Here is a 24,561-nt window from a genome sequence, read left to right as displayed (position 1 = left end):
TCGACGCGGAGCGTCGGCGACCGACGACAACGTGCCGGACGCCGCGATCTCCATGCGGCCTCTATACGGCGACCGAGGACCCGGCGGCGGCAGCCGGATCGGCGGTGACTTCGGCGCTCGCGTCAGGAGTGGCGTCGGTGCCGGTCGGCGGGCGCGTGGTGCCCGTGCCGCGCATCGTGGGCACCGCCGTGACGCTCGCCGACGCCGAGGGGCTGGCGTCCCTGTCGATGCGGCGCCTCGCGTCCGAGCTCTCGACCTCCACCATGGCGCTGTACCGGCGCGTCCCGGGCAAGGGCGAGCTGGTCCGGCTGATGACGGACGGGGCGTTCGGCGAGGACCCGCTGGGGCCGGTCCCGCCGTGCCGGCGGCACGGAAGTTGTGGGCGATGTGCGGGCGCCACCCGTGGATGGCGCACGCGATGGGCGGCTTCACCCGGCCGTCCGCGACCCCGCAGGCGATGAGGTACACCGAGCGGGTGCTGAGCAACCTCAAGGGGACCGGGCTCGACCCGCATGACATGATTTACACCCATCTCACACTCTTCGCGTACGTCCAGGGGCTGGTCGTCGCCGTCGAGTCGGAGGACAGGGCGCTTCAGGACACCGGGATGTCCGGCGACGAGTGGATGGCACGGAACGAGCCACAGTTCGAAGCCATCACCGCGGCGGGCACGTACCCCTTGCTCAACAGCATGCTCGAACAGGGCGAGTTCGAGCTCGACATCGACACCCTCTTCGAATTCGGGCTGCGCCGGACCCTGAACGGTGTCGGGGCGATGATCGGCAACACACGGCAGATGCCGCCGAAACGTCCGGTTAACGAACGTGACCATTCGGGCAACGGACGATTTTTGGCCAACTTGTTGATGCGCTCCTGACAGGTACTCGTCCCGACTGGCACTCTTCCCCCGATCCACGCATCACTCGCACCTCAGCACGTAGCTCGTACTGACGCTCTGCCTGTTTGTTCTTCCGTTCTGCTGCCCTGCCCGGCCGGCCCACCCAGTCGTCCGGTACCTCCTTCGCAGATGGAGTTCGCGTGAGACCCACGACCCCCCGCAGGCGTAACCGCGCCACTGCTACCGGCGCGCTCATCGCCGCCACCGCCCTGCTCGCCGTAGGCGTTCAGGCCGGCGCCGCACATGCCAGCCCCGACTCGGGGGCTGCCACCAAGGCGGCCGCACAGCCCAACCCGGGCGCTCTGCCCGCCAAGCTCTCCCCCGCACAGCGCGCCGAGTTGATACGCGAGGCCAACGCCACCAAGGCGGCCACCGCGAAGGAACTCGGCCTCGGCGCCAAGGAGAAGCTGGTCGTACGTGATGTCGTCCAGGACCGTGACGGCACCACCCACACACGCTACGAGCGCACCTACGACGGACTCCCGGTCCTCGGTGGCGACCTCGTCGTCGCCGAGACCAAGGCGGGGAAGACCGAGGGTGTCACCAAGGCGTCGAAGGCCAAGCTGAAGGCCGTCGACACCACCGCGGACGTCGCCCCGGCGGCAGCCGAGAAGCAGGCGCTGAGCGCCGCCAAGGCGGAGGGCTCCACCAAGGCCGACGCCAGCCGGGCGCCGCGCAAGGTCGTCTGGCTGACCGACGGCAAGCCGACGCTGGCGTACGAGACGGTCGTCGGGGGCCTGCAGCACGACCAGACCCCCAACGAGCTGCACGTCGTCACCGACGCCTCGACCGGCAAGAAGCTGTTCGAGTGGCAGGCCATCGAGAACGGCACCGGCAACACCCAGTACAGCGGCCAGGTGCCGGTGGGCTCCACCCAGTCGGGCTCCACCTTCAACCTGACCGACGGTGGCCGCGGCAACCACAAGACCTACAACCTCAACCGCGGCACCTCGGGCACCGGCACCCTCTTCTCGGGCCCCGACGACGTCTGGGGTGACGGCACTCCGCAGAACGCCGAGACCGCGGGCGCCGACGCCGCCTACGGCGCGGGTCTCACCTGGGACTACTTCAAGAACGTGCACGGCCGCACCGGCATCAAGGGCGACGGCGTCGGCGCGTACTCGCGGGTCCACTACGGCAACGCGTATGTCAACGCGTTCTGGTCGGACGCCTGCTTCTGCATGACGTACGGCGACGGCGCGGGCAACACCAAGCCGCTGACCTCGATCGACGTCGCGGCGCACGAGATGACGCACGGCGTCACCTCCAACACCGCCGGTCTGGTCTACAGCGGTGAGTCCGGCGGCCTGAACGAGGCGACCTCCGACATCTTCGCGGCGGCCGTCGAGTTCAACGCCAACAACCCACAGGACGTCGGCGACTACCTGGTCGGCGAGAAGATCGACATCCGGGGCAACGGCACTCCGCTGCGCTACATGGACAAGCCGAGCAAGGACGGCTCGTCCAAGGACGCCTGGTACTCGGGCATCGGCGGCATCGACGTCCACTACTCGTCGGGCCCGGCGAACCACTGGTTCTACCTGCTCTCCGAGGGCAGCGGCACCAAGACCATCAACGGCGTCAACTACGACTCGCCGACCTCCGACGGCCTGCCGGTGACCGGCATCGGCCGTGCGAAGGCCCAGCAGATCTGGTTCAAGGCGCTCACCACCAAGTTCAACACGCGCACCGACTACGCGGGCGCCCGTACCGGCACCCTCGCGGTCGCGGGTGAGCTGTACGGCACCACCAGCGCCGAGTACAAGGCCGTCGCGGACGCGTGGGCCGGCATCAACGTCGGAAGCCGCCCCGGTGGTGACACCGGCACGTCCTTCGAGAACCTCGTGGACGTCGCCATCCCGGACAACGGCGCCGCGGTGACCTCCTCGATCACCTCCACCAAGACGGGTGCCGCTCCGGCCACCCTCAAGGTCGCCGTGAACATCGTGCACACCTGGCGCGGTGACCTGGTCGTCGATCTGCTCGCCCCGGACGGAACGTCCTACCGGCTGAAGCCGTCCTCGTCGAACGACTCGGCGGACAACGTCAACGAGACCTACACGGTCAACGCGTCCTCCGAGACCGCGAACGGCGTCTGGAAGCTCAAGGTCCAGGACGTCGCCGCGCAGGACACCGGCTACATCAACAGCTGGAAGATCACCTTCTGACGCACCATCAGCGTCCGAACCACTGATCCGCACAGTGCCCGGGGCCACCAGCCCCGGGCACTGCCCGTGTGTGGGGGTCCCGGAGCCGGAACCCCCACACACGATCACCGCATCAGAACCCCCGCCGCCTCCCCCGTCGTCTCCGAAGGCACCGCGACCAGGCCCAGGTCCGCGTGGGTCGCCAGCAGACGGTGTGCGGGGAGGATCCGGACCGTATAGCCGAAGGCGCCCGTACGGTCCAGGACGAGCGGGCCCTCGTACACCCAGCGGCCCTCCAGGTCCGGTCCGCCCCTCGGCTTCAGCGGGAAGGTATGGGCCTCGCCGATCGCGTCGTCCGGGTCGACCCGGCCCGCCACCGCCTGCACCTCCACGTCGTCCGGCCCCAGCGCGCCGAGCGCCACCCGAACCCGCAGGGCGAGAGTGGAGCCGAGCTCCGCGGTGCCGTTCACGGCGGTCGGCGTCAGCGCCTCCACGTGGTCGACGGCGACCTGCGGCCACGCCGTACGCACCCCGGCCTTCCAGACCGCCAACTCCCGTGCGGTGTCCGGGTCCAGGGACCGGCGGGCGTGGGCGGCCGGGGCGTACAGCCGCTCCACGTACTCCCGCACCATGCGTCCGGCCAGTACCTTCGGGCCGAGCGTGACAAGCGTCTGGCGGACCATCTCGATCCAGCGGTCGGGCAGCCCGCCGGGTCCCCGGTCGTAGAAGCGCGGGGCGACGCGCTGCTCGATCAGGTCGTAGAGCGCGTTCGCCTCCAGCTCGTCGCGGCGGTCGTCGTCGGTGGCCGCGCCGTCGGCGGTCGGGATGGCCCAGCCGAAGTCCGGCTCGAACCACTCGTCCCACCACCCGTCGAGCACCGACAGGTTGAGGCAGCCGTTGAGTGCCGCCTTCATCCCGCTTGTCCCGCACGCCTCCAGTGGACGCAGCGGGTTGTTCAGCCACACGTCGCAGCCCGGGTAGAGCTTCTGCGCCATCCGCATGCCGTAGTCGGGCAGGAAGACGACGCGGTGGCGCACCCGCGGGTCGTCCGAGAACCGCACCAGCTCCTGCACGAGCCGCTTGCCGCCGTCGTCCGCCGGGTGGGCCTTGCCCGCCACCACGATCTGGATGGGCCGCGTCGGGTGGAGCAGCAGCTCCATCAGGCGGTCGCGGTCGCGCAGCATCAGGGTGAGGCGCTTGTACGAGGGGACGCGCCGGGCGAATCCGATGGTCAGGACGCCCGGGTCGAGGACGTCGTCGACCCAGCCGAGCTCCGCCTCCCCGGCGCCGCGCTGGCGCCAGGACGCGCGCAGCCGCTCGCGTACCTCCTGGACCAGTTGCTCGCGCAGGGTGCGCCGCAGGTCCCAGATGTCGGTGTCCGCGATGTCGGCGACGGCGTCCCAGCGCTGCGAGTCGCCCACCGACAGGGCCTCCTCGGTGCGGCTCAGGCCGCTCTGGCGTGCCCCGAGCCTGATGACCTCGGGTGCGACCCAGGTCGGCGCGTGCACGCCGTTGGTCACCGAGGTGATCGGTACCTCTTCGGGGTCGAAGCCCGGCCACAGACCGGCGAACATCGAGCGGCTGACGGCGCCGTGCAGCGTGGACACGCCGTTGGCGCGCTGCGCGAGCCGCAGCCCCATCACCGCCATGTTGAAGAGGTTCGGCTCGCCGCCCGGGTAGGTCTCCATGCCGAGCTGGAGGATCCTTCCGACGTCGAGGCCGGGCAGCTCGCCCTGGTCCCCGAAGTGGTGCGCGACGAGCTCACGGTCGAAGCGGTCGATGCCGGCCGGTACGGGGGTGTGCGTCGTGAAGACGGTCCCGGCCCGTACGGACTCCAGTGCCGCGTCGAACTCAAGCCCCTGGGCGCCGAGTTCACGGATGCGCTCCAGGCCGAGGAATCCGGCGTGCCCCTCGTTGGTATGGAAGACCTCGGGCTCGGCGTGCCCGGTGAGACGGCAGTAGGCCCGGACCGCCCGGACGCCGCCGATGCCGAGGAGCATCTCCTGGAGCAGCCGGTGCTCGCTGCCCCCGCCGTACAGCCGGTCGGTCACGTCGCGCTCGGACGCCGCGTTCTCCTCGACGTCCGAGTCGAGCATCAGCAGCGGTACGCGCCCGACGTGGGCCTGCCAGATGTGTGCGCGCAGCGAGCGTCCGCCGGGCAGGGCGAGCACGACCTGGGTGGGGGTGCCGTCGGGCTCCCTGAGGAGGGAGACGGGCAGCTCGTTGGGGTCGAGCACGGGGTAGTGCTCCTGCTGCCAGCCGTCGCGGGTCAGGCTCTGCCTGAAGTAGCCGTGCCGGTAGAGCAGTCCGACGCCGATGAGCGGCAGCCCCAGGTCACTGGCGGCCTTCAGGTGATCACCGGCGAGGATGCCGAGGCCGCCCGAGTATTGCGGCAGGGCGGCGGTGACCCCGAATTCGGGCGAGAAGTAGGCCACTGCGCCCGGGAGTTCGGCTCCCTCGTCGTTCTGTTTCTGGTACCACCTGCTGCCGTTCAGGTAGTCGTCGAGGTCGTCGGATGCTTCGGTCAGCCTGCGCAGAAAACACCGGTCGCCGGCCAGCTCGGCCAGTCGCCGGGACGGCACGGTCCCGAGCAGCCGTACGGGATCGCCCCCCGCGGCCACCCAGCCTTCGGGGTCGACGGCCTGGAACAGCTCGCGGGTCTCGGTGTGCCAGGACCAGCGCAGATTGCGGGCGAGGTCGCTGAGTGGTCGCAGGGATTCGGGGAGGACGGGGCGGACGGTGAATCGACGAATGGCCTTCACGGGTTCCACCTTCACGGGGAGGGACACATCCGAGGGGGCCCACCGCGATGTGCGCCCCTCCTTCATCCCCGACGTTAGTGGCAGTGCGCCGTTCGTCACCACGGCGCACACGGGGCGGCCTGCGGGTACCCACCGCCCCCGCGCGCGGTCGCGGCGGCGCACGCGGATATGCCCGCGCAGCACTCCCGCAGCCCCACCGGACCCACGGGAAACACCGGATCGCCCGCCCTCCGGGCGCGGCCGACCCGCTTCCTGTTTTCGCCCGTCATTACGCGGCAGTAGTTAACACAGCACCGGATTGCCCACCCGTTATGGGAGGAAGGCTCTCCCGGTACGCACACACAATCGAACCCTCAGTCGATCTGAGTCGGTCCACCCGAGTGAACGTGGACAGGAGCGGTCATGCCCGCAGCCCGTCAGCCGTCAGCGGAGCAGCTAAATAGGACAGACCCGCAGAAGTCCCGAAAACGCGAGCCGCGGTCAGCCACGGCCGCCCTGCCCCCAGGTGAGCCAATGATCGGTCGCATTCCCGTCCTGGACGTACGCCCCGCAGTCGACTGCGGGAGAAGGCCGGCCAAGGCGGTGGCAGGTGAGGCGTTCCAGATCACCGCCACCGTTTTCCGCGAGGGCCACGACGCCGTCGCCGCCCAGGTGGTCCTGCGGGACCCGGCGGGCCGCGACGGGCCGCGTATCCCGATGCGTGAGCTCGCCCCCGGCACCGACCGGTGGGGCGCCGAGGTCGCACCGGACGCCGAGGGCCACTGGACGTACACCGTCGAGGCCTGGAGCGACCCGGTGTCGACCTGGCGCCACCACGCCCAGATCAAGATCCCGGCCGGTATCGACACCGAGCTGGTTCTCACCGAGGGCGCAGCGCTGTACGAGCGGGCCGCCTCCGGGGTGCCCAAGGACGAGGGCCGCGAGGGCGTGCTGGCCGCCGTGGACGCGCTGCGCGACACCGCGCGGCCCGCCGCCGCCCGGCTGGCCGCGGCCCTCACCCCGGAGACCAACGCCGCGCTGAGCCGCCACCCGCTGCGTGAACTGGTGACGCCGTCGCGGGCGATGCCCCTGCTGGTCGAGCGCGAGCGGGCGCTCTACGGCTCCTGGTACGAGTTCTTCCCGCGCTCGGAGGGGGCCCGTACCGAGAAGGACGGCAGCGTGGTCGGCGGCACGTTCCGGACGGCGGCCGAGCGGCTGACCGCCGTCGCCGCGATGGGCTTCGACGTGATCTATCTGCCGCCGGTGCACCCCATTGGCCGTACCTTCCGCAAGGGGCCGAACAATACGCTCTCGGCGTCCCCGTCGGACGTCGGCGTCCCCTGGGCCATCGGTTCGGCCGAGGGCGGCCACGACGCGCTGCATCCCGACCTCGGCACCTTCGAGGACTTCGACCACTTTGTGGCGCGCGCCCGTGACCTGCGCATGGAGGTCGCGCTGGACTTCGCGCTGCAGTGCTCGCCCGACCATCCGTGGGTCACCGAGCACCCGGAGTGGTTCCACCACCGCGCGGACGGCACCATCGCCTACGCCGAGAACCCGCCGAAGAAGTACCAGGACATCTACCCGATCGCGTTCGACGCGGACATGCCGGGCCTGATCAGTGAGACGACGCGGCTGCTGCGCTTCTGGATGGGCCACGGGGTGCGGATGTTCCGCGTCGACAACCCGCACACCAAGCCGGTGGTCTTCTGGGAGCGGGTGATCGCGGACATCAACGGCACCGACCCGGACGTGATCTTCCTGGCCGAGGCCTTCACCCGCCCGGCGATGATGCGGACCCTGGGCGCCATCGGCTTCCAGCAGTCGTACACCTACTTCACCTGGCGCAACACCAAGGAGGAACTGACCGAGTACCTCACGGAGCTCGCCGGCGAGACAGCCTCGTACATGCGTCCGAACTTCTTCGTGAACACCCCGGACATCCTGCACGGCTACCTCCAGGACGGCGGCCGTCCCGCGTTCGAGGCGCGGGCCGTGCTGGCCGCCACGCTGTCGCCGGCCTGGGGCATGTACGCGGGCTACGAACTGTGCGAGCACACTCCTGCCCGGCCGGGCAGTGAGGAGTACCTTGATTCGGAGAAGTACCAACTCAGGACACGGGACTGGGAGTCGGCGGAACGCGAGGGGCGAACCATCGCCCCGCTGATCACCACGCTGAACCGGCTGCGACGCCGCCACCCGGCCCTGCGGCAGCTGCGCTCCCTGCATTTTCACCACACGGACAACGACGCGCTCATCGCGTACTCGAAACGCTCGGGATCGAACATCGTTGTGGTGGTCGTCAACCTCGACCCTCACCACACCCAGGAGGCCACGGTCTCGTTGGACATGCCGGAACTCGGCCTCGACTGGCCTGATTCCGTCCCGGTGCGCGACGAGCTCACCGGCGAGACCTATCACTGGGGCAGGGCCAACTATGTGCGCCTCGATCCGGGCCGTACGCCCGCGCACATCGTCGCCCTGCGACCGTCCCCGCCGATCGGAGGGTCACCCACATCATGATCGTCAATGAGCCCGTCCAGGACACATTCGAGGACACGCCCGCCAAGGACCGCGATCCCCAGTGGTTCAAGCGCGCCGTCTTCTACGAAGTGCTCGTACGCTCATTCCAGGACAGCAATGGAGACGGCGTAGGCGACCTCAAGGGCATTACCGCCAAGCTGGACTATCTCCAGTGGCTGGGCGTCGACTGCCTCTGGCTGCCGCCGTTCTTCAAGTCACCTCTGCGTGACGGTGGTTACGACGTTTCGGACTACACGTCCGTCCTCCCCGAGTTCGGCGATCTCGCCGACTTCGTGGAATTCGTCGACGCCGCACACCACCGCGGAATGCGCGTGATCATCGACTTCGTCATGAACCATACGAGCGACCAGCATCCGTGGTTCCAGGAGTCACGGTCCGATCCGGACGGCCCCTACGGGGACTACTACGTCTGGGCCGACGACGACAAGCAGTTCCAGGACGCCCGGATCATCTTCGTCGACACGGAGACCTCCAACTGGACGTTCGACCCGGTCCGCAAGCAGTACTTCTGGCACCGGTTCTTCTCCCACCAGCCGGATCTCAACTACGAGAACCCGGCCGTCCAGGAGGAGATGATCTCGGCCCTGCGCTTCTGGCTGGATCTGGGCATCGACGGTTTCCGCCTCGACGCCGTGCCCTACCTCTACCAGGAGGAGGGGACGAACTGCGAGAACCTGCCGCGCGCCCACGCCTTCCTCAAGCGGGTGCGGGCCGAGATCGACGCGTCGTACCCGGACACCGTGGTGCTCGCCGAGGCCAACCAGTGGCCCGAGGATGTCGTCGACTACTTCGGCGACTTCGAGTCCGGTGGCGACGAGTGCCACATGGCCTTCCACTTCCCCGTGATGCCGCGCATCTTCATGGCCGTGCGCCGCGAGTCGCGCTATCCGGTCTCGGAGGTCCTCGCCAAGACCCCGGCGATCCCGTCCAACTGCCAGTGGGGCATCTTCCTGCGCAACCACGACGAGCTGACGCTCGAAATGGTCACGGACGAAGAGCGCGACTACATGTACGCGGAGTACGCCAAGGACCCGAGGATGCGGGCCAACATCGGCATCCGTCGGCGGCTCGCCCCGCTGCTCGACAACGACCGCAATCAGATCGAGCTGTTCACTGCTCTTCTGCTGTCGCTGCCGGGCTCGCCGATCCTCTACTACGGCGACGAGATCGGCATGGGCGACAACATCTGGCTCGGCGACCGGGACGCCGTCCGCACGCCCATGCAGTGGACCCCGGACCGCAACGCGGGGTTCTCCTCCTGCGACCCGGCCAGGCTCTCGCTGCCGGCGATCATGGACCCGGTCTACGGGTACCAGGTCACCAATGTGGAGGCGGCGATGACTTCGCCGTCCTCGCTGCTGCACTGGACGCGGCGGATGATCGAGATCCGTAAGCAGAATCCGGCCTTCGGCCTCGGTTCCTACACCGAACTGCCGTCGTCCAACCCGGCGGTGCTCGCGTTCCTGCGGGAGTACAAGGACGACCTGGTGCTGTGCGTGCACAACTTCTCGCGGTTCGCGCAGCCCACCGAGCTGGATCTGCAGTCCTTCAACGGACGGCATCCGGTGGAGCTGATCGGCGGGGTGCGCTTCCCCCCCATCGGCGAATGGCCGTATCTGCTGACCCTCGCAGGTCACGGCTTCTACTGGTTCCGGTTGCGCAAGGACACGTCGCAGCTGTTGAAGAAGCACACCTGAGGTCCCACCCGGGCGGAGCGGTTTCCACCGCCCCGCCCGGGGCACTCTCCCCCTCATAATCGGGTCCGTACGGAGCATCCTGACCCGACACTCCCCGCGCTCGCCGCGGGGAGAACCCCACGCACCGCCCGGACAGCTACGGTCGCAATCCGGGACACTCTGCGGATCCTGTGGTGTGCCCGGGGAAAGGACGCGATGCCATGTCGGAGGCTGCATCCACCCGGAGTACGGCATCAACCCGGAGCACGGAGCCGCACACCGGCCCAGCGGCTCCATCACCGGCCCTGCTCCCCTCCCTCATCCCCCTGCTGAGGGAATGGCTCCCCCGGCAGCGCTGGTTCGCGGGCAAGGGCCGGCCGATCACCGACATCTCACTGATCTCCGCCACCGAGCTGCTGCCCATGGGCTCCGCCGCCGGTCCCGGCCTGCTGCATCTCCTGGTGCGGGTCCAGCAGCCCGTGCCGTCCGCGCAGGCACCGCCCGTCGCCGACTGCTACCAGCTGCTCATCGGCGTGCGGACCACCCTGCCGGTCCCGCTGGCCCCGGCCCTCATCGGGCACGTCCAGGACGGGCCGCTGGCCGGCCGTACCGTCTACGAGGCACTCCAGGACCCGCGCCTGGCCGAGCTGCTCCTTGAGCGGCTGCGCACCCCCGGCACGCCCGGCACCCTGCGGTTCCAGCGCGTTCCCGCGGTCCCCCTCCCGACCGGACTCAACCCCCGGATGCTCACCACCGAGCAGTCGAACTCCTCGCTGGTGTACGGCGATGCGTACATCCTCAAGGTCTTCCGCCGGATCCACCCGGGTCTCAACCCCGATCTGGAACTGCCGCTCGCCCTGGCCCGCAAGGGCTGCGGCCGGGTGCCCGCCCCCGTCGCCTGGTTCGAGGCCGCCAACACCGAGGACCAGCAGGAGCCTTACACCCTGGGGGTCCTCCAGCCCTTCCTGTACGGCTCCGACGACGGCTGGCAGCGCGCGCTGCGCTCGCTGAGGGCCGGTGACGACTTCACCACCGAGGCGTGGGCCCTGGGCCGTGCCACCGCCGAGGTGCACACCGCGCTCGCCGACGCCCTGCCGACGACGACGCTGGGCGAGCAGCAGACGGAGCTGCTGGCGGCCGCGATGACCGAGCGCCTGGACGCGGCGGCGCAGGCGGTGCCCTCGCTCGTCCCGTACGTACCGGCGCTGCGCACCGCCTTCGACGCGGTCGCCGCGCTCGGCCGGGCCGGCCGGGAGTGGTCCGCGCAGCGGGTGCACGGCGATCTGCACCTGGGGCAGGCCCTGCGGGCGCCGGACGGCGAGTGGTCGGTCATCGACTTCGAGGGCGAACCCGCGCGCCCCCTCACCGAACGGCGGCGGCCGCAGCCGGTGGTCCGTGATGTCGCGGGCATGCTCAGGTCCTTCGACTACGCCGCCCGTTCCTGCGAGCCGTGGGCCCCGCGCTGGGCGGAGCGGTGCCGCGCCGCGTTCTGCGAGGGGTACGCGCACGCCTCGGGCTCCGATCCGCGCGAGGAACCGGAGCTGCTGCGGGCGTACGAGACCGACAAGGCGATCTACGAGGTGCTGTACGAGGCCCGGCACCGGCCCGACTGGCTGCCGGTACCGCTCGCGGCGGTGCACCGGCTGGCCGCCGAAGCGAAACCGGTCCCGGCCCCTTCCCCTGTCGCGCCCCGCGCCGAGAAGCGGGACGTGAAGCCCGACGTGGACCCGCCCCCGGCGGCGGGTCCGGAGGCCGGCAGCACGGCCGGTACCGGCACATGACTCACCCCTGCCCGCCCACCGCACCCGACCGGATCCTCCCGAGGAGGCCGCACCAGTGACCCCCCGTCCGTCCCGCAAGCCCGGCAAGCCCGCCGAATCCCCGAGCCCGCCGCCCGCGCCGCCCGCCTTCCTGCCCGCGCCCTCGCACGAGATGGAGCCGGTCGGGCCCCGGGCCGCGCATCCCGCGCCCGACTCCGATGTGAAGGCGGTGCAGGACAAGCCGGGGACGCCGGTGCCCGGGGGGACAGACGCGCCGTCGGACGAGCCGCCGGTGCGGCCGGAGCCGAAGGTGGCGAAGGTGGCGAAGGTGGCGAAGCCGCCCAGGGCTCCGAAGCCGCCGAAGGCCTCCAAGCCGGAGAAGTCGCCCAAGCCGGCCAAGTCCGCCAAGGCGGCCGGGAAGTCCGGGAAGTCCGGGAAGTCCGGTCCCGCCCGGAGCGGCGGCCCCGGCGTGCAGCCCGCCGTGCCCCTCGACGACGGGGAGCGGGAGCGGCTGCTGACCGGCTCGCACCACGATCCGCACGGGGTGCTCGGCGCCCACCCGGCGCCCGGCGGCATCGGCTTTCGGGCACTGCGGCCGTACGCGACGGCCGTCACCGTGCTCGCGGACGGCCTGCGGGCCGAGCTCATTGGGGACGGTGACGGGCTGTTCTCCGGTGTGCTGCCGCTGAGTTCCGTCCCCGAGTACACGCTGCTCGTCACGTACGCGGACAACGAGCTGGAGATGCAGGACCCGTTCCGCTTCCTGCCCGCGCTCGGCGACCTCGATCTGCATCTCGTCGGCGAGGGCCGCCACGAGGAGCTGTGGCGGGCGCTCGGTGCGATGCCCATGGTCCACCAGGAGGTGACCGGCACCCGCTTCACCGTCTGGGCGCCGAACGCGCGCGGTGTGCGTATCGCCGGTGACTTCAACTACTGGGACGGCACCGCTTATCCGATGCGCTCGCTGGGCGCCACCGGCGTCTGGGAGCTGTTCGTGCCGGGGGTCGCCGAGGGCGCGCTCTACAAGTTCGACATCATGCGCCCCGACGGCAGCCACACCCTGCGCGCCGACCCGATGGCCAGGCGCACCGAGGTGCCGCCCGCCACCGCGTCGATCGTGACGGCCTCGCACCATGTGTGGCACGACGAGCAGTGGATGGCGACACGCGCCCGACGGCCGCTCCACGAGGCGCCGTTCTCCGCCTACGAGATCCATCTGTCTTCCTGGCGCCCAGGCTTGACGTACCGTCAGCTCGCCAGCCAGCTTCCCGCGTACGTGCAGGACCTGGGCTTCACCCACGTCGAGCTGATGCCGGTCGCCGAGCACCCCTACGGCGGCTCCTGGGGCTACCAGGTCACCGGCCTCTACGCACCGACATCCCGGATGGGCACGCCCGACGACTTCCGGTATCTCGTCGACGCGCTGCACCGGGCGGGCATCGGGGTACTGGTCGACTGGGTGCCCGCGCACTTCCCGCGCGACGCCTGGGCGCTCGCCGAGTTCGACGGCCGTCCGCTGTACGAGCACGAGGACCCCCAGCGGTCCGACCACCCGGACTGGGGCACCCTCGAATTCGACTACGGGCGCCCGGAGGTCCGTAACTTCCTGGTCGCCAACGCGACGTACTGGTGCGAGGAGTTCCACATCGACGGGCTGCGCGTGGACGCGGTCGCCTCGATGCTCTACCTCGACTACTCGCGTGAGCACGGCGAGTGGTCGCCGAACGAGCACGGCGGCCGGGAGAACCTCGACGCGGTGGCCTTCCTGCAGGAGATGAACGCCACCGTCTACCGCCGCACCCCCGGTGTCGTCACCATCGCGGAGGAGTCGACGGCCTGGGACGGCGTCACCCGGGCGACGCACCACATCGGCCCCGGCGGTTTCGGCGGGCTCGGCTTCGGCATGAAGTGGAACATGGGCTGGATGCACGACTCGCTGGACTACGTCGCCAAGGAGCCGATCCACCGCAGGTACCACCACCACGAGATGACCTTCTCAATGGTCTACGCGTACAGCGAGAACTACGTCCTGCCCATCTCGCACGACGAGGTGGTGCACGGCAAGCGCTCACTGGTGAGCAAGATGCCGGGCGACTGGTGGCAGCAGCGCGCCACCCACCGCGCGTATCTCGGCTTCATGTGGGCGCACCCGGGCAAGCAACTCCTCTTCATGGGGCAGGAGTTCGCCCAGGGCGCGGAGTGGTCGGAGGCGCACGGACCCGACTGGTGGCTGCTCGACCCCTCCTACGCGGCCGAGCCCGAGCACCGGGGTGTGCGGGACCTGGTCCGCGACCTCAACACGGTGTACGTGGCCACGCCGGCCCTGTGGGAGCGCGACACCGTCCCGGACGGCTTCGCCTGGGTGGAGGGTGACGCCGCCGAGGACAATGTCTTCGCGTTCCTGCGCTTCGACGCCGAGGGGACGCCGCTGCTGGCCGTCTCCAACTTCTCACCGGTCGTCCGGCACGAGTACCGGATCGGCGTCCCCGACGACGTGCCGGCCTGGACCGAGGTGCTGAACACGGACGCGGCCAGGTACGGCGGCAGCGACGTGCACCGCACCGAGCCGCTCAAGCCGGATTCGGTCGGCGCACACGGGCGGCCTGCGAGCCTTCAGCTGACGCTGCCGCCGCTGGCGACCGTGTGGCTGAGGCCGGCCACCTGAGCCACGCGCCGCTCACCGCGCCCACGCGTCCGGCAGGGTCCCCGTGTGGACGACGCCGAGGCGCTGAGTGGCGCGGGTGAGGGCGACGTAGAGGTCGCTGAGTCCGCGCGGTGACCCCGCGCGGACGGCCTCCGGCTCGACGACGATCACCGTGTCGAACTCCAGGCCCTTCGCCTGCCGGGGGTCGAGCAGGACGACGGGGCTGGTGAGGTCGGGCGCCTCGCCGTGGGCGGCGTCCGGGAGGGCCGCGGCGAGGGCCGGGAGCAGGGTGGCCGGGGCGATGACGGCAAGCCGCCCGCCCGCGCCGTGCTCCGCGGCGCCCGCGAGTTCGCTCGCGCACTTGGCGGCGCTCTCGGCGACCGTCCGCACCAGCGCGTCCGGTTCGGCGGCCAGCGTCCAGGGGCGCACTCCCGTGGCGCGGACCGAGCTCGGCGGCTCGAAGGACGGGTCGGCGGCGCGCATCACGGCCGCCGCCGTGTCCATGATCTCGGCGGGCGTGCGGTAGTTGACGCCGAGGCGGTTGTGTTCCCAGCGGTCGTCGACGAAGGGGCCGAGGATCTCCTGCCAGGACGCGCAGCCCGCCGCGTCGCCGGTCTGGGCGGGATCGCCGACCAGGGTCATCGAGCGGGTCGGGCTGCGGCGCATCAGCAGCCGCCAGGTCATCGCGGACAGCTCCTGCGCCTCGTCGACGATGATGTGGCCGAAGGCCCAGGTGCGGTCGGCCGCGGCGCGTTCGGCGGCGCTGCGGTGGTCCTCCTCGTCGTGCCGGTCGGCGAACCGCTCGGCGTCGATGATGTCGTGCGCGGCCAGGACCTCGGACTCCTCCCCCTCGAACTCGAAGGTGCGCGAGCCGTACGACATGTCCAGGACCCCGCGGGCGTACGCGACGCGCTCCTGGTACTCCCTGGCCGCGGCGCGGCGGGCGGCGATGTCGTCGTCGCCGAGCAGCTCGGCGGCCTCGTCGAGGAGCGGCACGTCTGCGGTGGTCCACCGCGAGCTGCCGGTGCGCCGGATCAACTCAGCGTCGGAGCAAGGAAGATGGGTGGGCTCGGCCAGATAGTCGGTGATGAAATCCTGCGGAGTGAGGTACGGCCACAGCGTGTCGATCGCGGCGTGCACCTCGGCGTCCCCGGCGATCTCCTTGCCGAGCTGCTCGATGTCGGAGGCGTCCAGGAGGTTGGGGCCGCCGTAGGGGTCGGCGCCGATCCGTTCGGCCAGCTGGGCGGTGAGGGCGTCGAGCACGAAGCGGGTGAAGTGCGGCCTGGCCAGATTGTGCGGCAGACCGGTGGCGCGGGCATGGGCGCGGGCGTCCTCCGCCATGGCCCGCTCCAGGGACAGCGGCAGCGTCCCGTCCTCGTACGCGATCTCCACGGCCGTTTCGGGTGCCTGCTGCCGGTCACGCACGGCGTTGGCCAGCGCGTCCGCCATGGTGGCGCGGCCCTTGACCACGGCCGCCGCCGGGGTGTCGGAGGCGGTGGCCCGTACGCCGGGGAAGAGCTCCCCGGGGGTGGCGAGGAGCACGCCGGTCTCCCCCAGCGAGGGCAGCACCTCGCCGATGTACCCGAGGAAGGCCGGGTTGGGCCCGACGATCAGGACGGCGCGGCGGGCCAGCTGCTCGCGGTACGCGTACAGGAGGTACGCGGCGCGGTGCAGTGCGACGGCGGTCTTGCCGGTGCCGGGGCCGCCCTCGACGACGAGGACGCCCTGGTGCGGGGCGCGGATGATGCGGTCCTGCTCGGCCTGGATGGTCTGCACGATGTCGGCCATGCGGCCGGTGCGGGCGGCGCCGAGGGCAGCGAGCAGCACGGCGTCACCTGCCGGGTCCTCGTGGCCGGTGCGCGCGGTGTCACCGAGGTCGAGGATCTCGTCGTGGAGCGCGGTGACCTCACGGCCCAGGGTGGTGAGGTGACGGCGGCGGCGCAGCCCCATCGGCCGGTGTCCCGTGGCGAGATAGAAGGGGCGCGCGACGGGGGCCCGCCAGTCGATGAGAAGAGGCGTGCGGCCCGGGTCGTCCTCGCGGATTCCGATGCGGCCGATGTGACGGTGGCTGCCGTCCTTGAAGTCGAGGCGGCCGAAACACAGACCGGAGTCCACGGAATTCAGCGCGGCCAGCGCGGCGCTCCGCTCGATGGCGGTCACCTCGCGCTCCACCCGCGCCTGCTGCCCGTTGCCGGTCTGGCCGAAGGCCCCCCGCACGGCGGTCTCGGCCTGCGCACGGAGCGCGTCAAGGCGCTCGTACAGCCGGTGAATGAATTGCTGTTCATTCTGCAATTCCTCGGTTGACAATTCAGCTCCCACCCGGTTAGACTGTGGCCATAAAGTTTCTCCATGACCTTTCTTTATCCAGTCATGGAAGCGTCAAATATACGCAGAGAAATACCCCGGGTGTCAATTCACCCGGGGTATTTCCTTTGGCGTCGGGCCACTCCCGACCGGTCCGGAGGACTCTCCCCTAGGGCTCGCAGAAGAACAGCATGCGGGCGAGCGGCTCGCTGACCTGCGAGGTCAAGTCCTGAAACCCGCAGGTTAATTGTCTGCGGGTCCTTACGTGCTGTCCCGCGATTGATCACGGGATGTGCTGGGCTGGGGGGGTGCTGGGTGATTCAGCAGGCGGTCACGCGGACGGGCACGAGGTCGGTGCCCGGCTTGTGCAGGGTGGGCCGCTGGGCGGCGCGGTCGGAGACGAGGGCGGCGATGGCCCGGTGCGTTTCGCCATAGGTCTCGCGGCGGCCGGTGTATCGCTGGAGCGGGCGCCACTGGCGTACTTCGGCGTTGGCGTGCTCGACGCAGATCCGGCGGGAGGACTGGCGGCGTTTGTGCTCGCGCCAGCCGTAATACTCGGTGAGTGGCCCGTCGGCCGGGTCCGTAACGCTCTTCGGTTTCTTCGGCGGGGCCGAGACCTGGCGGTGAAACTCGTTCGCCAGGCCCCGGTATCCGTCGTCGACCTCGGCTTTCACGCCGGGGTGCTGGTGGAACTGCTCGGCGATGCCCTCGGTGCGCATGGCGGTCTGGTCGTGCATGCGGCCGGGCCGCTCGGCCCCAGACCACAGAGTGCGGCCCTGGTGGTCGCTGATCGTGGTCGTCTTGATGGTGTTCTGCCTGCGCTTGCCGGAGACGAAGGCCCGCCGGCCCGGCCTGCCCGCTTGCGGGCGGCGGACCTGGGTCTCCATCCCGTCGATCCGCAACGTGACGTCCTCCGCTTCGGCGTAGGCGAACACGTCGGAACCCGCGCGGCCCTCGTCGTGTAACGGGCCGACCGGCGACCGACCCACGCTCCCTAAGCGGCGTGCTTCAACCCCTTTGCGAACGACCGCGCCGCCGCGAGATCTCTGTTGTCCGGCCGCCCCTTGCGGATCCCACCGACCAGCTTGAACGGCGCCCAGGTGTCGAAGCCACGGCAAGAGAACGTGTCTTCCACCTCGAAGCCCTTACCCTCCAACAGTCGCACCATCGGGCCGAAACGAGGCGCGGGAAGACCGCTCGTTGCGAACACGAACGCCCGCCCCTGCTGCCGCGGGAGCGAGGAGACGAACTCGCGCAGACGCGGGTGGAACTTCTGCAAGAAGATCCCCGAGCCGAAGCCGATGAGGTCGTAACCCTCCGTACTGTCGACCTCTTCCGGCTCCACCACCGGCGCCCCCAACAACTCCCCCATCAACTCGGCGACCCTGCGCGTATTGCCGTGCGACACCGACGCGCAGATGATCAGGGCCTTACCCATCGTGTACTCCCTCCGCTGCTGTCCCGCCTGCCACCTCCGAATACACGGTGATCGTCGGGTTTGTCAACGGGACGAGGGACGCGCCCGCAAGATCGCGTAATGGGCTGCCCCTCGATTCATCGCGGGACAGCCCATTAGTCGGCCGCCGCGAGCGCGACCACGTCCTCAAGTTCCGCCAGGAGCTTGCGCTTGGGGCGGGCCCCGACCAGCTGCCGTACCGGCTCACCGTCCCGGAAGACCATGAGCGTCGGCATCGAGAGCACCCCGTAGCGCAGCGTCGTCTCGGGGTTGACGTCCACATCCAGCTGGACGACCTTGAGGTGGCCGGCCTGTTCGCGGGCCACCGCGCTCAGCACCGGCGCGATCTGCCGGCACGGGCCGCACCAGTCCGCCGTGAACTCCACCAGTACGGGCCCGCCCGACTTCAGTACGTCGTTCTCGAAGGTCGCGTCCGTCACCGCGTCCACACCCATCGCATGCGCCATCGCTGCACTCCCCTGTAGTTGTCGGTGTTGTCGGTGCTGTCGGTGCTGTCGGTGCTGTCGGTCGCGAATCGGTCAGTGCGTGAGTTCGCACCGGGGCTCGGGGCCGCCCGGCTCCTGCGCCTCGGCCTCCAGCTCGGCCCGGGCGAGCTGGTCGCCGACCTGGGCGCGCACGGCCTGCAACTGGCCGATCAACGTGTCCAGGTCGGTGAGCTTGCGCCGGTAGACCGCCAGTGAGGCCGGGCACGAGTCGCCCGCCGGGTGCCCGGCCCGCAGGCAGTCCACGAACGGGCGGGTCTCCTCCAGCTCGAACCCGAAATCCTGAAGGGTCCGGATCTGCTGGAGGAGCCGCAGGTCGTTCTCGTCGTACGTGCGGTAGCCATTGACCGCTCGCCGCGCGGGCAGCAGCCCGCGCGACTCGTAGTAACGCAACGTCCGGGTGGTTGTCCCGGCCCGGTCCGCAAGCTCGCCGATTCGCATGCCTCGACCGTAATCCTTGACGTCGGGGTCAAGGCCAGTCGCTGAACTCGCCGCTCATCTGCCCGACGATCTCGAAGGGGTCGTCCAGGATCAGATAGCGCAGGATGCGCAGCAGTGAGGGGTGCGGCGACAGGATCCGCACGGTGCCGCCCCGGGCGAGGACCGCGCGGCGGATCTGGAGCAGTAGCTCAAGGCCGCTGCAATCGACGAAGGTGACCTCGCGCAGATCGATGACCACCGGCCCCCCGGCGGCCCGGACGGCCTCGCTCACCCGTGGGGAGACCCTGAGCGACGCATGGAGATCCAAGTCCCCGGCAAGCGCCAGGACCAAGCTGCCTCCGACCACACTCGTACGAATCAGCTCGTGCACAACAGGCTCTGACACGACCCCTCACCCCCAGGTTCTCCGCCACTCTGCACTTTTCGAAGTGACACACCAGGGTCTGGGATGGTCGTCACGAAGCTAGTCCCCGCGCGGTCAGCAGAATCGATTACGCACTCAAGGGCGACCCGTAAGGGTGAATGAATGCGATTGCCCTTGACTTCAATGTGGCGAGTCCATTAATTCCGGGGTAAATCCAGTCGCCGCTCGACAATGTCATGGGCCACCTCGTAGAGCTTGCGCTGCCGGGAGCGCGCGTAGGCGCGCAGGGGCTGGAACGCGACATCCGGGTGTACGTCCCAGTGGGCGGCCAGCATCCCCTTGGCCTGCTCGCTCCTGACCCGGCTGGTCAGTGCCGTCCGCAGGCTCTCGGCCGATTCCGTCGGGTCCCGCAGCGCCAGCGAGTGGGTCAGGGCCAGCCTCAACGTCCGTGAACGCAGGACTACTTCATCCGCGTCAGTAGCCGTGGACGCTCAAGTCGGTGACCGTGGCGAAGATGTGTTTCCAGACTTCCCGGGACGGCGCGTCGGCGGTGAACGCCCGTGGATCCAGGTCCTCCATACGGTCCTCGTACTCGAATTCCGCGCCCGTCTCGTCCTCGTACGGGTCCCAACTCGCGCCCATGTAGCGACGCATGTTCTCCAGGAACAGCGTGAATGTCTCGACGTCGCGCGCGAAGTAGAAAACCGGGTCGGGCCGACCCGCCTCGGCGCCGTACGCCCCGGAGTGCTGGAGGTGAACGACCCCGGTGGTGTGGTGCACGCAGACCACGCCGTCCTCGCCGGGGCGCAGCTCGAAGGTCCCGACGACCATCAGCTCCGGGTCCGTAGCCAGCGGTTCGACGGTCCGGGCCGCGCTGAACGCGGTGACGCCGCCCGCCCACCAGACGGGTATCCCGACCTCGGTCAGGAAGACACGGGTCGGCCGGTGTTCCAGGGCCTCGGGCAGATCCCGGTCCGGGATGCGCAGCACCCCGTCCGCTTCGAATGTGTCGTTCATCCGCGCGGCGGTGAGCGGCGGGTCCAGGTCGGGCGAGGGGTCGAGGTCGACGCCGCCCTCCTCGGCCGACTCGTAGGACGCGCCGCCCGTCGGCCAGCCCTCCAGCGCCTCGCTGTTGATTCGCAGCACGGCGATGCCACGCGCCTCCTCGATGAGATAGCGCCCCTCGGCATCAAGCGGTTCCGCGTACTCCCAGGTGGGCGGCACGGACAGGGCCGGGGCGCCGGCGTCCGTGTCGAAGAGGACGGGCAGGACGGCTTCGGCGTCGCGGCCTGGGCTGTACTCCCGGATCTCGTCCTCGGGCGGCGCGGGGACCGGCTCGCCGGTCCTCAGGTCGAACCACCGGTCGTCGCACCACTGCCCGTCGACCTGGAGCAACGGCTGCCCCCGGTAAAGCAGCTGGTCGGTGCCGCAGTCGCCGCTCAGGTTGGGGTGCGCCCGGTAGTGGCCCACCGGGCGCCACCAGGTCCACTCCGTGCTCCACGGCATGTCGGGCTCCGCGGCCACGATCCGCTCCGCGTAAGCCGTACGGTCGAGGACGGCGGCGGCGAAGTGCAGCCAGGAGGCGAACTCCGCGCGCGACACGTCCTCAGTGCCGAATATCGCCTCGGCCTGCCGGAAAACGGCCCGCCCGTCCTCGGCCGGCCCCGTGTACCGCAGGTCCGACGACAGGCGCTCCCTGATGTCGTCCCGGTCCGCGTGCAGCAGCGCGTCGGGATCGGCCAGCACCGCGTCCAACTCCCGCTCGGCCCCGCGGTCGTACGTGCCCCGATTGCCCTGAGTGCCCCGAGTCCCCTGTGTGCTCATGGAGATCATCCTGGCACCCGGCACTGACACCCGGGCGTGCGGGCCCGCGCCGCCGACCGTGCGGGCCCGCACGGTCGGCGAGGGGTGGCCCCCCGGTCGTCGGGAGGGGGTGTCCCCCCGGTCAGCGGGGAGTGGCCGAACCCACCAACTCCGCTTCCGGAGCCGCTTCCTCCACATCCGTACCGGCCCGCTCGGCGCGGCGCGGCAGCAGTACCGCGACCAGCACCGTGCCCACGCCGAGGATCGCGGCGCCGACCAGGCTGGTATGGGCGACCGCGTCGGAGAAGGCTCCGCCGACCGCGTCGGCCATCTGGTGCGCACCCTGGGAGAGTTGTTCCGCCTGGCCCTTGAGCTGCGCCGCCTGTTCGGGCGTGCCGGCCTTCGCAGCCTGTCCCGCGAGCTGCTTGGCCTGCTCCCCGATGCCTTGCGCGACGGCGTAACCGGCGCCGACCGAGTCCTGGGCGGTGTTCAGCGCGTCACCGGGCAGCTTGGTGCCGGTCGTGGCGTCCGCGAGGTGCGAGGAGTACGAACCGGCGAGCACCGAGCCGAGGATGGCGATGCCGAGCGAGCCGCCGAGTTCGAGGGAAGTGTCGTTGACCGCGCCTCCGACGCCCAGTTCGGACTCGGGGAAGGCGCCCATGATGGCGTCGGTGCAGGGCGACAGGGACAGCCCGATGGCGAGGCCGAGGATGACCAGGGGCGCGACGAAGTCCCCGTACGCCGAGCCCGCGTCGATGCGGGTGAGCAGGGCCAGGGCGACCGTGCCGCCGATCATGCCGGCGGTGACCGTGACCTTCATGCCGAGGCGCGGGGTGAGGAACCCGGTCAGCGCGGAGCCGACGAAGACGGCGCCGGCCAGTGGCAACATCCGTACGCCGGTCTCGAAGGGGTTGTAGCCGAGCACGAACTGGAGGTGCTGGGTCAGGTAGTAGAAGGCGCCGAAGACCGCGAGGAAGAAGAGGGCGACGGCGAGGTTGGAGCCGGCGAAGCCGCGGTCGAGGAAGCGGCGCACGTTCAGGACGGGCCGCGGGTGGCGCAGTTCCCAGCCGACGAACAGCACCAGGCCGACAGCGGCGACCACGGCGGCGCTGATGGCCGAAGCTCCCCAGCCGAAGTGCGGGCCCTGGATGATCATGTAGACGAGGGCGGCGACCCAGACGACGGACAGCAGTCCGCCGACGTAGTCGATCCGGCCGTGCCGCGCCGCCCTGGAGGGCGGCACCAGGACGTACGTACCGATGATCGCGAGGATCACGACCGGCACGTTGATCAGGAAGGTCGAGGCCCAACCGTGGTCCTCCAGGAGCGCGCCCGCGACCAGCGGGCCCGCGGCGATGGCCAGTCCGGCGGTCGCCGTCCACAGCACGATCGCCTTGGCGCGTTCGGCGCGCGGGAAGGTCGCGGCGAGCAGCGAGAGGGTGGCAGGCATGATCATCGCGGCGCCGACGCCCATGACCGCGCGGGCCGCGATGACACCGGTGGAGCTGTCCACCAGCGACCCCGCGACCGCTCCGCCGCCGAAGACGACAAGCCCGAGGACAAGAGCTCCGCGCCGGCTGTACTTGTCGCCGATCGCGCCGAGCAGCAGCATCAGCGCGGCGTACGGAACGGTGTAGCCGTCGATGACCCACTGCAGGTCGGAGCTGCTGAGCCCGAGGTCCTTGGTCATGTCGGGGGCGGCGACCGTCAGGGCCGTGTTCGCCATCACGATGATCAGCAGACTCAGACACAGGACGAGCAGCGCCCACCAGCGCCGCCGGTACGGCTGATCCATCTCGTCCACCGGCTGGTTCGCGATCAAACGCACGGCGACCACACCTTCCTTCCACGATCTTGCACATGACTGTGCAATTACACAACAGTGTGCAATTTAGGCGACTGCACGGCCATGTGCAAAATGGACGGCATGACCCCCGGTAACCGCGTACGCGCCGAGCAGGGCGAGAAGCCGCCGAGCGGCAGCAGGGCCGATGCCAACCGCCGCCGCATCCTGGATGTCGCGCTCGCGGAACTGCTGCGCGATCCGGACGCCTCCATGGACCAGATCGCGCGCGCCGCCGGCGTCGTACGCAGGACGGTGTACGGGCACTTCCCGAGCCGCGAGACGCTCATCGCGGCGCTCGTGGACAGCGCGGCGGCGGCCGTCGCCGACGCGCACCGGGTCGGCCGCCAGGGGGTCACCGACCCCGCGCAGGCGCTGGCCCGCGCCACTTTCGCGGTCTGGCAGATCGCCGACGGCTACCGCCTGCTGGTCGCACTCGCCCAGCGCAGCGTCACGATGGCGGGCATCAAACAACGCCTCGCACCGGTCCGCATGGACTGCGTCGAACTGCTCCAACACGGCGTGGATCAGGGCGTGTTCGACTCCCCGCTCCCCCCGGCCGCGCTCGCCTACGTGCACGAGCAGACGCTCTTCGGCCTGATGGAGGCGGTGAACGAGGGGGCACTGGACCCGGCCGACGCGGGCCGGGCCGCGGCCTCGACCGCGCTGCTGTCGGCAGGCGTTCCCACCGCGCGGGCGCGGGCGATCGTGGCCGGGCTCCGGGCGGAGCCGCGCAAGTAGGACGGCGGGTGTCCGACCCCGCGATTACGGTGGGGGTGGCACCACACAGAGACACGAACGGAACACGAGGGAGTCACCCGTGGCTTTGAGCCGTGAAGAGCGTGAGCAGTTTCTGGCCGAGCCCCATATCGCGGCGCTGGCCGTGGACGCGGGAGAGGACGGACGCGCTCCCCTCACCGTGCCGATCTGGTACCAGTACGCACCGGGCGGCGACATCTGGATCATGACGGGGCGCGATTCCCGCAAGGGCAGGCTGATCGCCGAGTCGGGCCGGTTCTGCCTGATGGTCGACCGCGTCGAGCCCACGGTCCGGTATGTCTCCGTCGAGGGTCCCGTCACCGAGACGGTCCCCGCGACGCGCGAGCAGTTGGTGGAGATGTCCAGCCGCTACCTGGCCGCCCAGAAGGTCGAGGGTTACGTCGACTTCGCGTGGAAGGAGCACGGCGATCAGGTCGTCATCCACATGCGGCCGCAGCGCTGGGTCAGTTCGGACCTCGGCGAGGCGTAGAGGCCGGGGGCGAAGGGGCGTGGCTCAGAGACCGGAGCCCAGGGGGATCCGCCGGACATCCCCTGAGCACAGCCCCTGAGCGCGCCCCCCGGGTCCACCGCCCGTCCGGCGGGCGATGCCCCGGAAGCGCGGGGTGGGGGCCCGCCCCCCCCCCCCACGACACCCCCTAGGCGGGCCGCCCCAGTTCC

General features: G+C 70.3%; 19 protein-coding genes. 8 read left to right on the top strand and 11 right to left on the bottom strand.

All coding sequences use genetic code 11. The annotated features are described in order from the left end of the window. Window positions 1-61 precede the first annotated feature (61 nt). Complete coding sequence (locus QMK30_RS03545) at window positions 62-292, bottom strand: hypothetical protein (protein ID WP_283515651.1); 231 nt, start codon at window positions 290-292, stop codon at window positions 62-64. A gap of 126 nt (window positions 293-418) precedes the next feature. Between QMK30_RS03545 and QMK30_RS03540 the strand changes: the two genes are divergently transcribed. Together QMK30_RS03540 and QMK30_RS03535 are read left to right on the top strand one after the other, a co-directional pair. Further along, window positions 419-877 (top strand): TetR/AcrR family transcriptional regulator C-terminal domain-containing protein, encoded by a 459-nt coding sequence (locus tag QMK30_RS03540; protein WP_502963054.1) that lies wholly within the window; start codon window positions 419-421, stop codon window positions 875-877. Window positions 878-1,038: 161 nt separating this feature from the next. Then, window positions 1,039-3,066 (top strand): M4 family metallopeptidase, encoded by a 2,028-nt coding sequence (locus tag QMK30_RS03535; protein WP_283515649.1) that lies wholly within the window; start codon window positions 1,039-1,041, stop codon window positions 3,064-3,066. Between the two features lie 104 nt (window positions 3,067-3,170). Here the strand turns inward: QMK30_RS03535 and glgP are convergent, their stop codons facing one another. Continuing rightward, on the bottom strand, window positions 3,171-5,807 hold the full coding sequence (gene glgP / locus QMK30_RS03530; protein ID WP_283515648.1) for an alpha-glucan family phosphorylase: 2,637 nt from the start codon (window positions 5,805-5,807) through the stop codon (window positions 3,171-3,173). Between the two features lie 513 nt (window positions 5,808-6,320). Here glgP and QMK30_RS03525 point away from each other — a divergent pair. From QMK30_RS03525 to glgB, 4 genes are all read left to right on the top strand, one after another. Beyond that, window positions 6,321-8,309 carry an alpha-1,4-glucan--maltose-1-phosphate maltosyltransferase gene (locus QMK30_RS03525; RefSeq protein WP_283515647.1) on the top strand — a complete coding sequence of 663 codons (1,989 nt, stop codon included), beginning with the start codon at window positions 6,321-6,323 and terminating at the stop codon, window positions 8,307-8,309. Then, complete coding sequence (gene treS, locus QMK30_RS03520; protein WP_283515646.1) at window positions 8,306-10,027, top strand: maltose alpha-D-glucosyltransferase; 1,722 nt, start codon at window positions 8,306-8,308, stop codon at window positions 10,025-10,027. The genes QMK30_RS03525 and treS overlap by 4 nt, the downstream gene beginning before the upstream one ends. A gap of 200 nt (window positions 10,028-10,227) precedes the next feature. Then, window positions 10,228-11,787, top strand: a complete 1,560-nt coding sequence (locus QMK30_RS03515) for a maltokinase N-terminal cap-like domain-containing protein (protein ID WP_283515645.1) — start codon at window positions 10,228-10,230, stop codon at window positions 11,785-11,787. 151 nt (window positions 11,788-11,938) lie between these two features. Then, window positions 11,939-14,431, top strand: coding sequence for a 1,4-alpha-glucan branching enzyme (gene glgB / locus QMK30_RS03510; protein WP_502963061.1), 2,493 nt, complete (start codon window positions 11,939-11,941; stop codon window positions 14,429-14,431). 12 nt (window positions 14,432-14,443) lie between these two features. Here glgB and QMK30_RS03505 read toward each other — a convergent pair whose 3' ends face one another. The 9 genes from QMK30_RS03505 to QMK30_RS03465 all read right to left on the bottom strand — a co-directional run bounded on the left by QMK30_RS03505 (window position 14,444) and on the right by QMK30_RS03465 (window position 23,076). Further along, window positions 14,444-16,702, bottom strand: a complete 2,259-nt coding sequence (locus QMK30_RS03505) for a HelD family protein (protein ID WP_283515643.1) — start codon at window positions 16,700-16,702, stop codon at window positions 14,444-14,446. Between the two features lie 332 nt (window positions 16,703-17,034). Beyond that, window positions 17,035-17,649 (bottom strand): transposase family protein, encoded by a 615-nt coding sequence (locus QMK30_RS03500; protein ID WP_283515642.1) that lies wholly within the window; start codon window positions 17,647-17,649, stop codon window positions 17,035-17,037. Window positions 17,650-17,708: 59 nt separating this feature from the next. Continuing rightward, a complete protein-coding gene (locus QMK30_RS03495; RefSeq protein WP_283515641.1) occupies window positions 17,709-18,152 on the bottom strand; it encodes a flavodoxin family protein in 444 nt (147 codons plus the stop codon). Window positions 18,153-18,286: 134 nt separating this feature from the next. After that, window positions 18,287-18,637: a thioredoxin gene (gene trxA / locus QMK30_RS03490; RefSeq protein WP_283515640.1), complete on the bottom strand. Its 351-nt coding sequence runs from the start codon at window positions 18,635-18,637 to the stop codon at window positions 18,287-18,289. Window positions 18,638-18,709: 72 nt separating this feature from the next. Beyond that, entirely contained in the window at window positions 18,710-19,114 is a 405-nt protein-coding gene (locus QMK30_RS03485) for a MerR family transcriptional regulator (RefSeq protein ID WP_283515639.1), read from the bottom strand. A 28-nt stretch (window positions 19,115-19,142) separates the two neighbouring features. Next, window positions 19,143-19,499 (bottom strand): STAS domain-containing protein, encoded by a 357-nt coding sequence (locus tag QMK30_RS03480; RefSeq protein WP_283515638.1) that lies wholly within the window; start codon window positions 19,497-19,499, stop codon window positions 19,143-19,145. A 176-nt stretch (window positions 19,500-19,675) separates the two neighbouring features. Beyond that, window positions 19,676-19,921 (bottom strand): ANTAR domain-containing protein, encoded by a 246-nt coding sequence (locus QMK30_RS03475; RefSeq protein ID WP_283515637.1) that lies wholly within the window; start codon window positions 19,919-19,921, stop codon window positions 19,676-19,678. A gap of 31 nt (window positions 19,922-19,952) precedes the next feature. Continuing rightward, a complete protein-coding gene (locus QMK30_RS03470; protein WP_283515636.1) occupies window positions 19,953-21,302 on the bottom strand; it encodes an SUKH-4 family immunity protein in 1,350 nt (449 codons plus the stop codon). Between the two features lie 121 nt (window positions 21,303-21,423). Then, window positions 21,424-23,076 carry an MFS transporter gene (locus tag QMK30_RS03465; protein ID WP_502963060.1) on the bottom strand — a complete coding sequence of 551 codons (1,653 nt, stop codon included), beginning with the start codon at window positions 23,074-23,076 and terminating at the stop codon, window positions 21,424-21,426. 132 nt (window positions 23,077-23,208) lie between these two features. Here QMK30_RS03465 and QMK30_RS03460 point away from each other — a divergent pair, with 132 nt between their 5' ends. Further along, window positions 23,209-23,865 (top strand): TetR/AcrR family transcriptional regulator, encoded by a 657-nt coding sequence (locus tag QMK30_RS03460; RefSeq protein ID WP_283515634.1) that lies wholly within the window; start codon window positions 23,209-23,211, stop codon window positions 23,863-23,865. Between the two features lie 79 nt (window positions 23,866-23,944). After that, window positions 23,945-24,373: a pyridoxamine 5'-phosphate oxidase family protein gene (locus QMK30_RS03455; RefSeq protein ID WP_283515633.1), complete on the top strand. Its 429-nt coding sequence runs from the start codon at window positions 23,945-23,947 to the stop codon at window positions 24,371-24,373. Window positions 24,374-24,561 lie beyond the last annotated feature (188 nt).

The organism is Streptomyces sp. H27-C3, assembly GCF_030063415.1.
Lineage (GTDB): Bacteria > Actinomycetota > Actinomycetes > Streptomycetales > Streptomycetaceae > Streptomyces.
The sequence above is the reverse complement of the archived record's forward strand: the minus strand, read 5'-3'. Positions and strand labels throughout refer to the sequence as shown.

Excerpts from the sequence above, each read along its gene's own strand:
- QMK30_RS03485 (WP_283515639.1), bottom strand. The coding sequence starts at position 19,114 with ATGCGAATCGGCGAGCTTGCGGACCGGGCCGGGACAACCACCCGGACG.
- QMK30_RS03495 (WP_283515641.1), bottom strand. The coding sequence starts at position 18,152 with ATGGGTAAGGCCCTGATCATCTGCGCGTCGGTGTCGCACGGCAATACG.
- glgB (WP_502963061.1), top strand. The coding sequence starts at position 11,939 with ATGGAGCCGGTCGGGCCCCGGGCCGCGCATCCCGCGCCCGACTCCGAT.
- QMK30_RS03525 (WP_283515647.1), top strand. The coding sequence starts at position 6,321 with ATGATCGGTCGCATTCCCGTCCTGGACGTACGCCCCGCAGTCGACTGC.
- QMK30_RS03515 (WP_283515645.1), top strand. The coding sequence starts at position 10,228 with ATGTCGGAGGCTGCATCCACCCGGAGTACGGCATCAACCCGGAGCACG.
- trxA (WP_283515640.1), bottom strand. The coding sequence starts at position 18,637 with ATGGCGCATGCGATGGGTGTGGACGCGGTGACGGACGCGACCTTCGAG.
- QMK30_RS03540 (WP_502963054.1), top strand. The coding sequence starts at position 419 with ATGGGCGGCTTCACCCGGCCGTCCGCGACCCCGCAGGCGATGAGGTAC.
- QMK30_RS03470 (WP_283515636.1), bottom strand. The coding sequence starts at position 21,302 with ATGAGCACACAGGGGACTCGGGGCACTCAGGGCAATCGGGGCACGTAC.
- treS (WP_283515646.1), top strand. The coding sequence starts at position 8,306 with ATGATCGTCAATGAGCCCGTCCAGGACACATTCGAGGACACGCCCGCC.
- QMK30_RS03460 (WP_283515634.1), top strand. The coding sequence starts at position 23,209 with ATGACCCCCGGTAACCGCGTACGCGCCGAGCAGGGCGAGAAGCCGCCG.
- QMK30_RS03465 (WP_502963060.1), bottom strand. The coding sequence starts at position 23,076 with ATGGATCAGCCGTACCGGCGGCGCTGGTGGGCGCTGCTCGTCCTGTGT.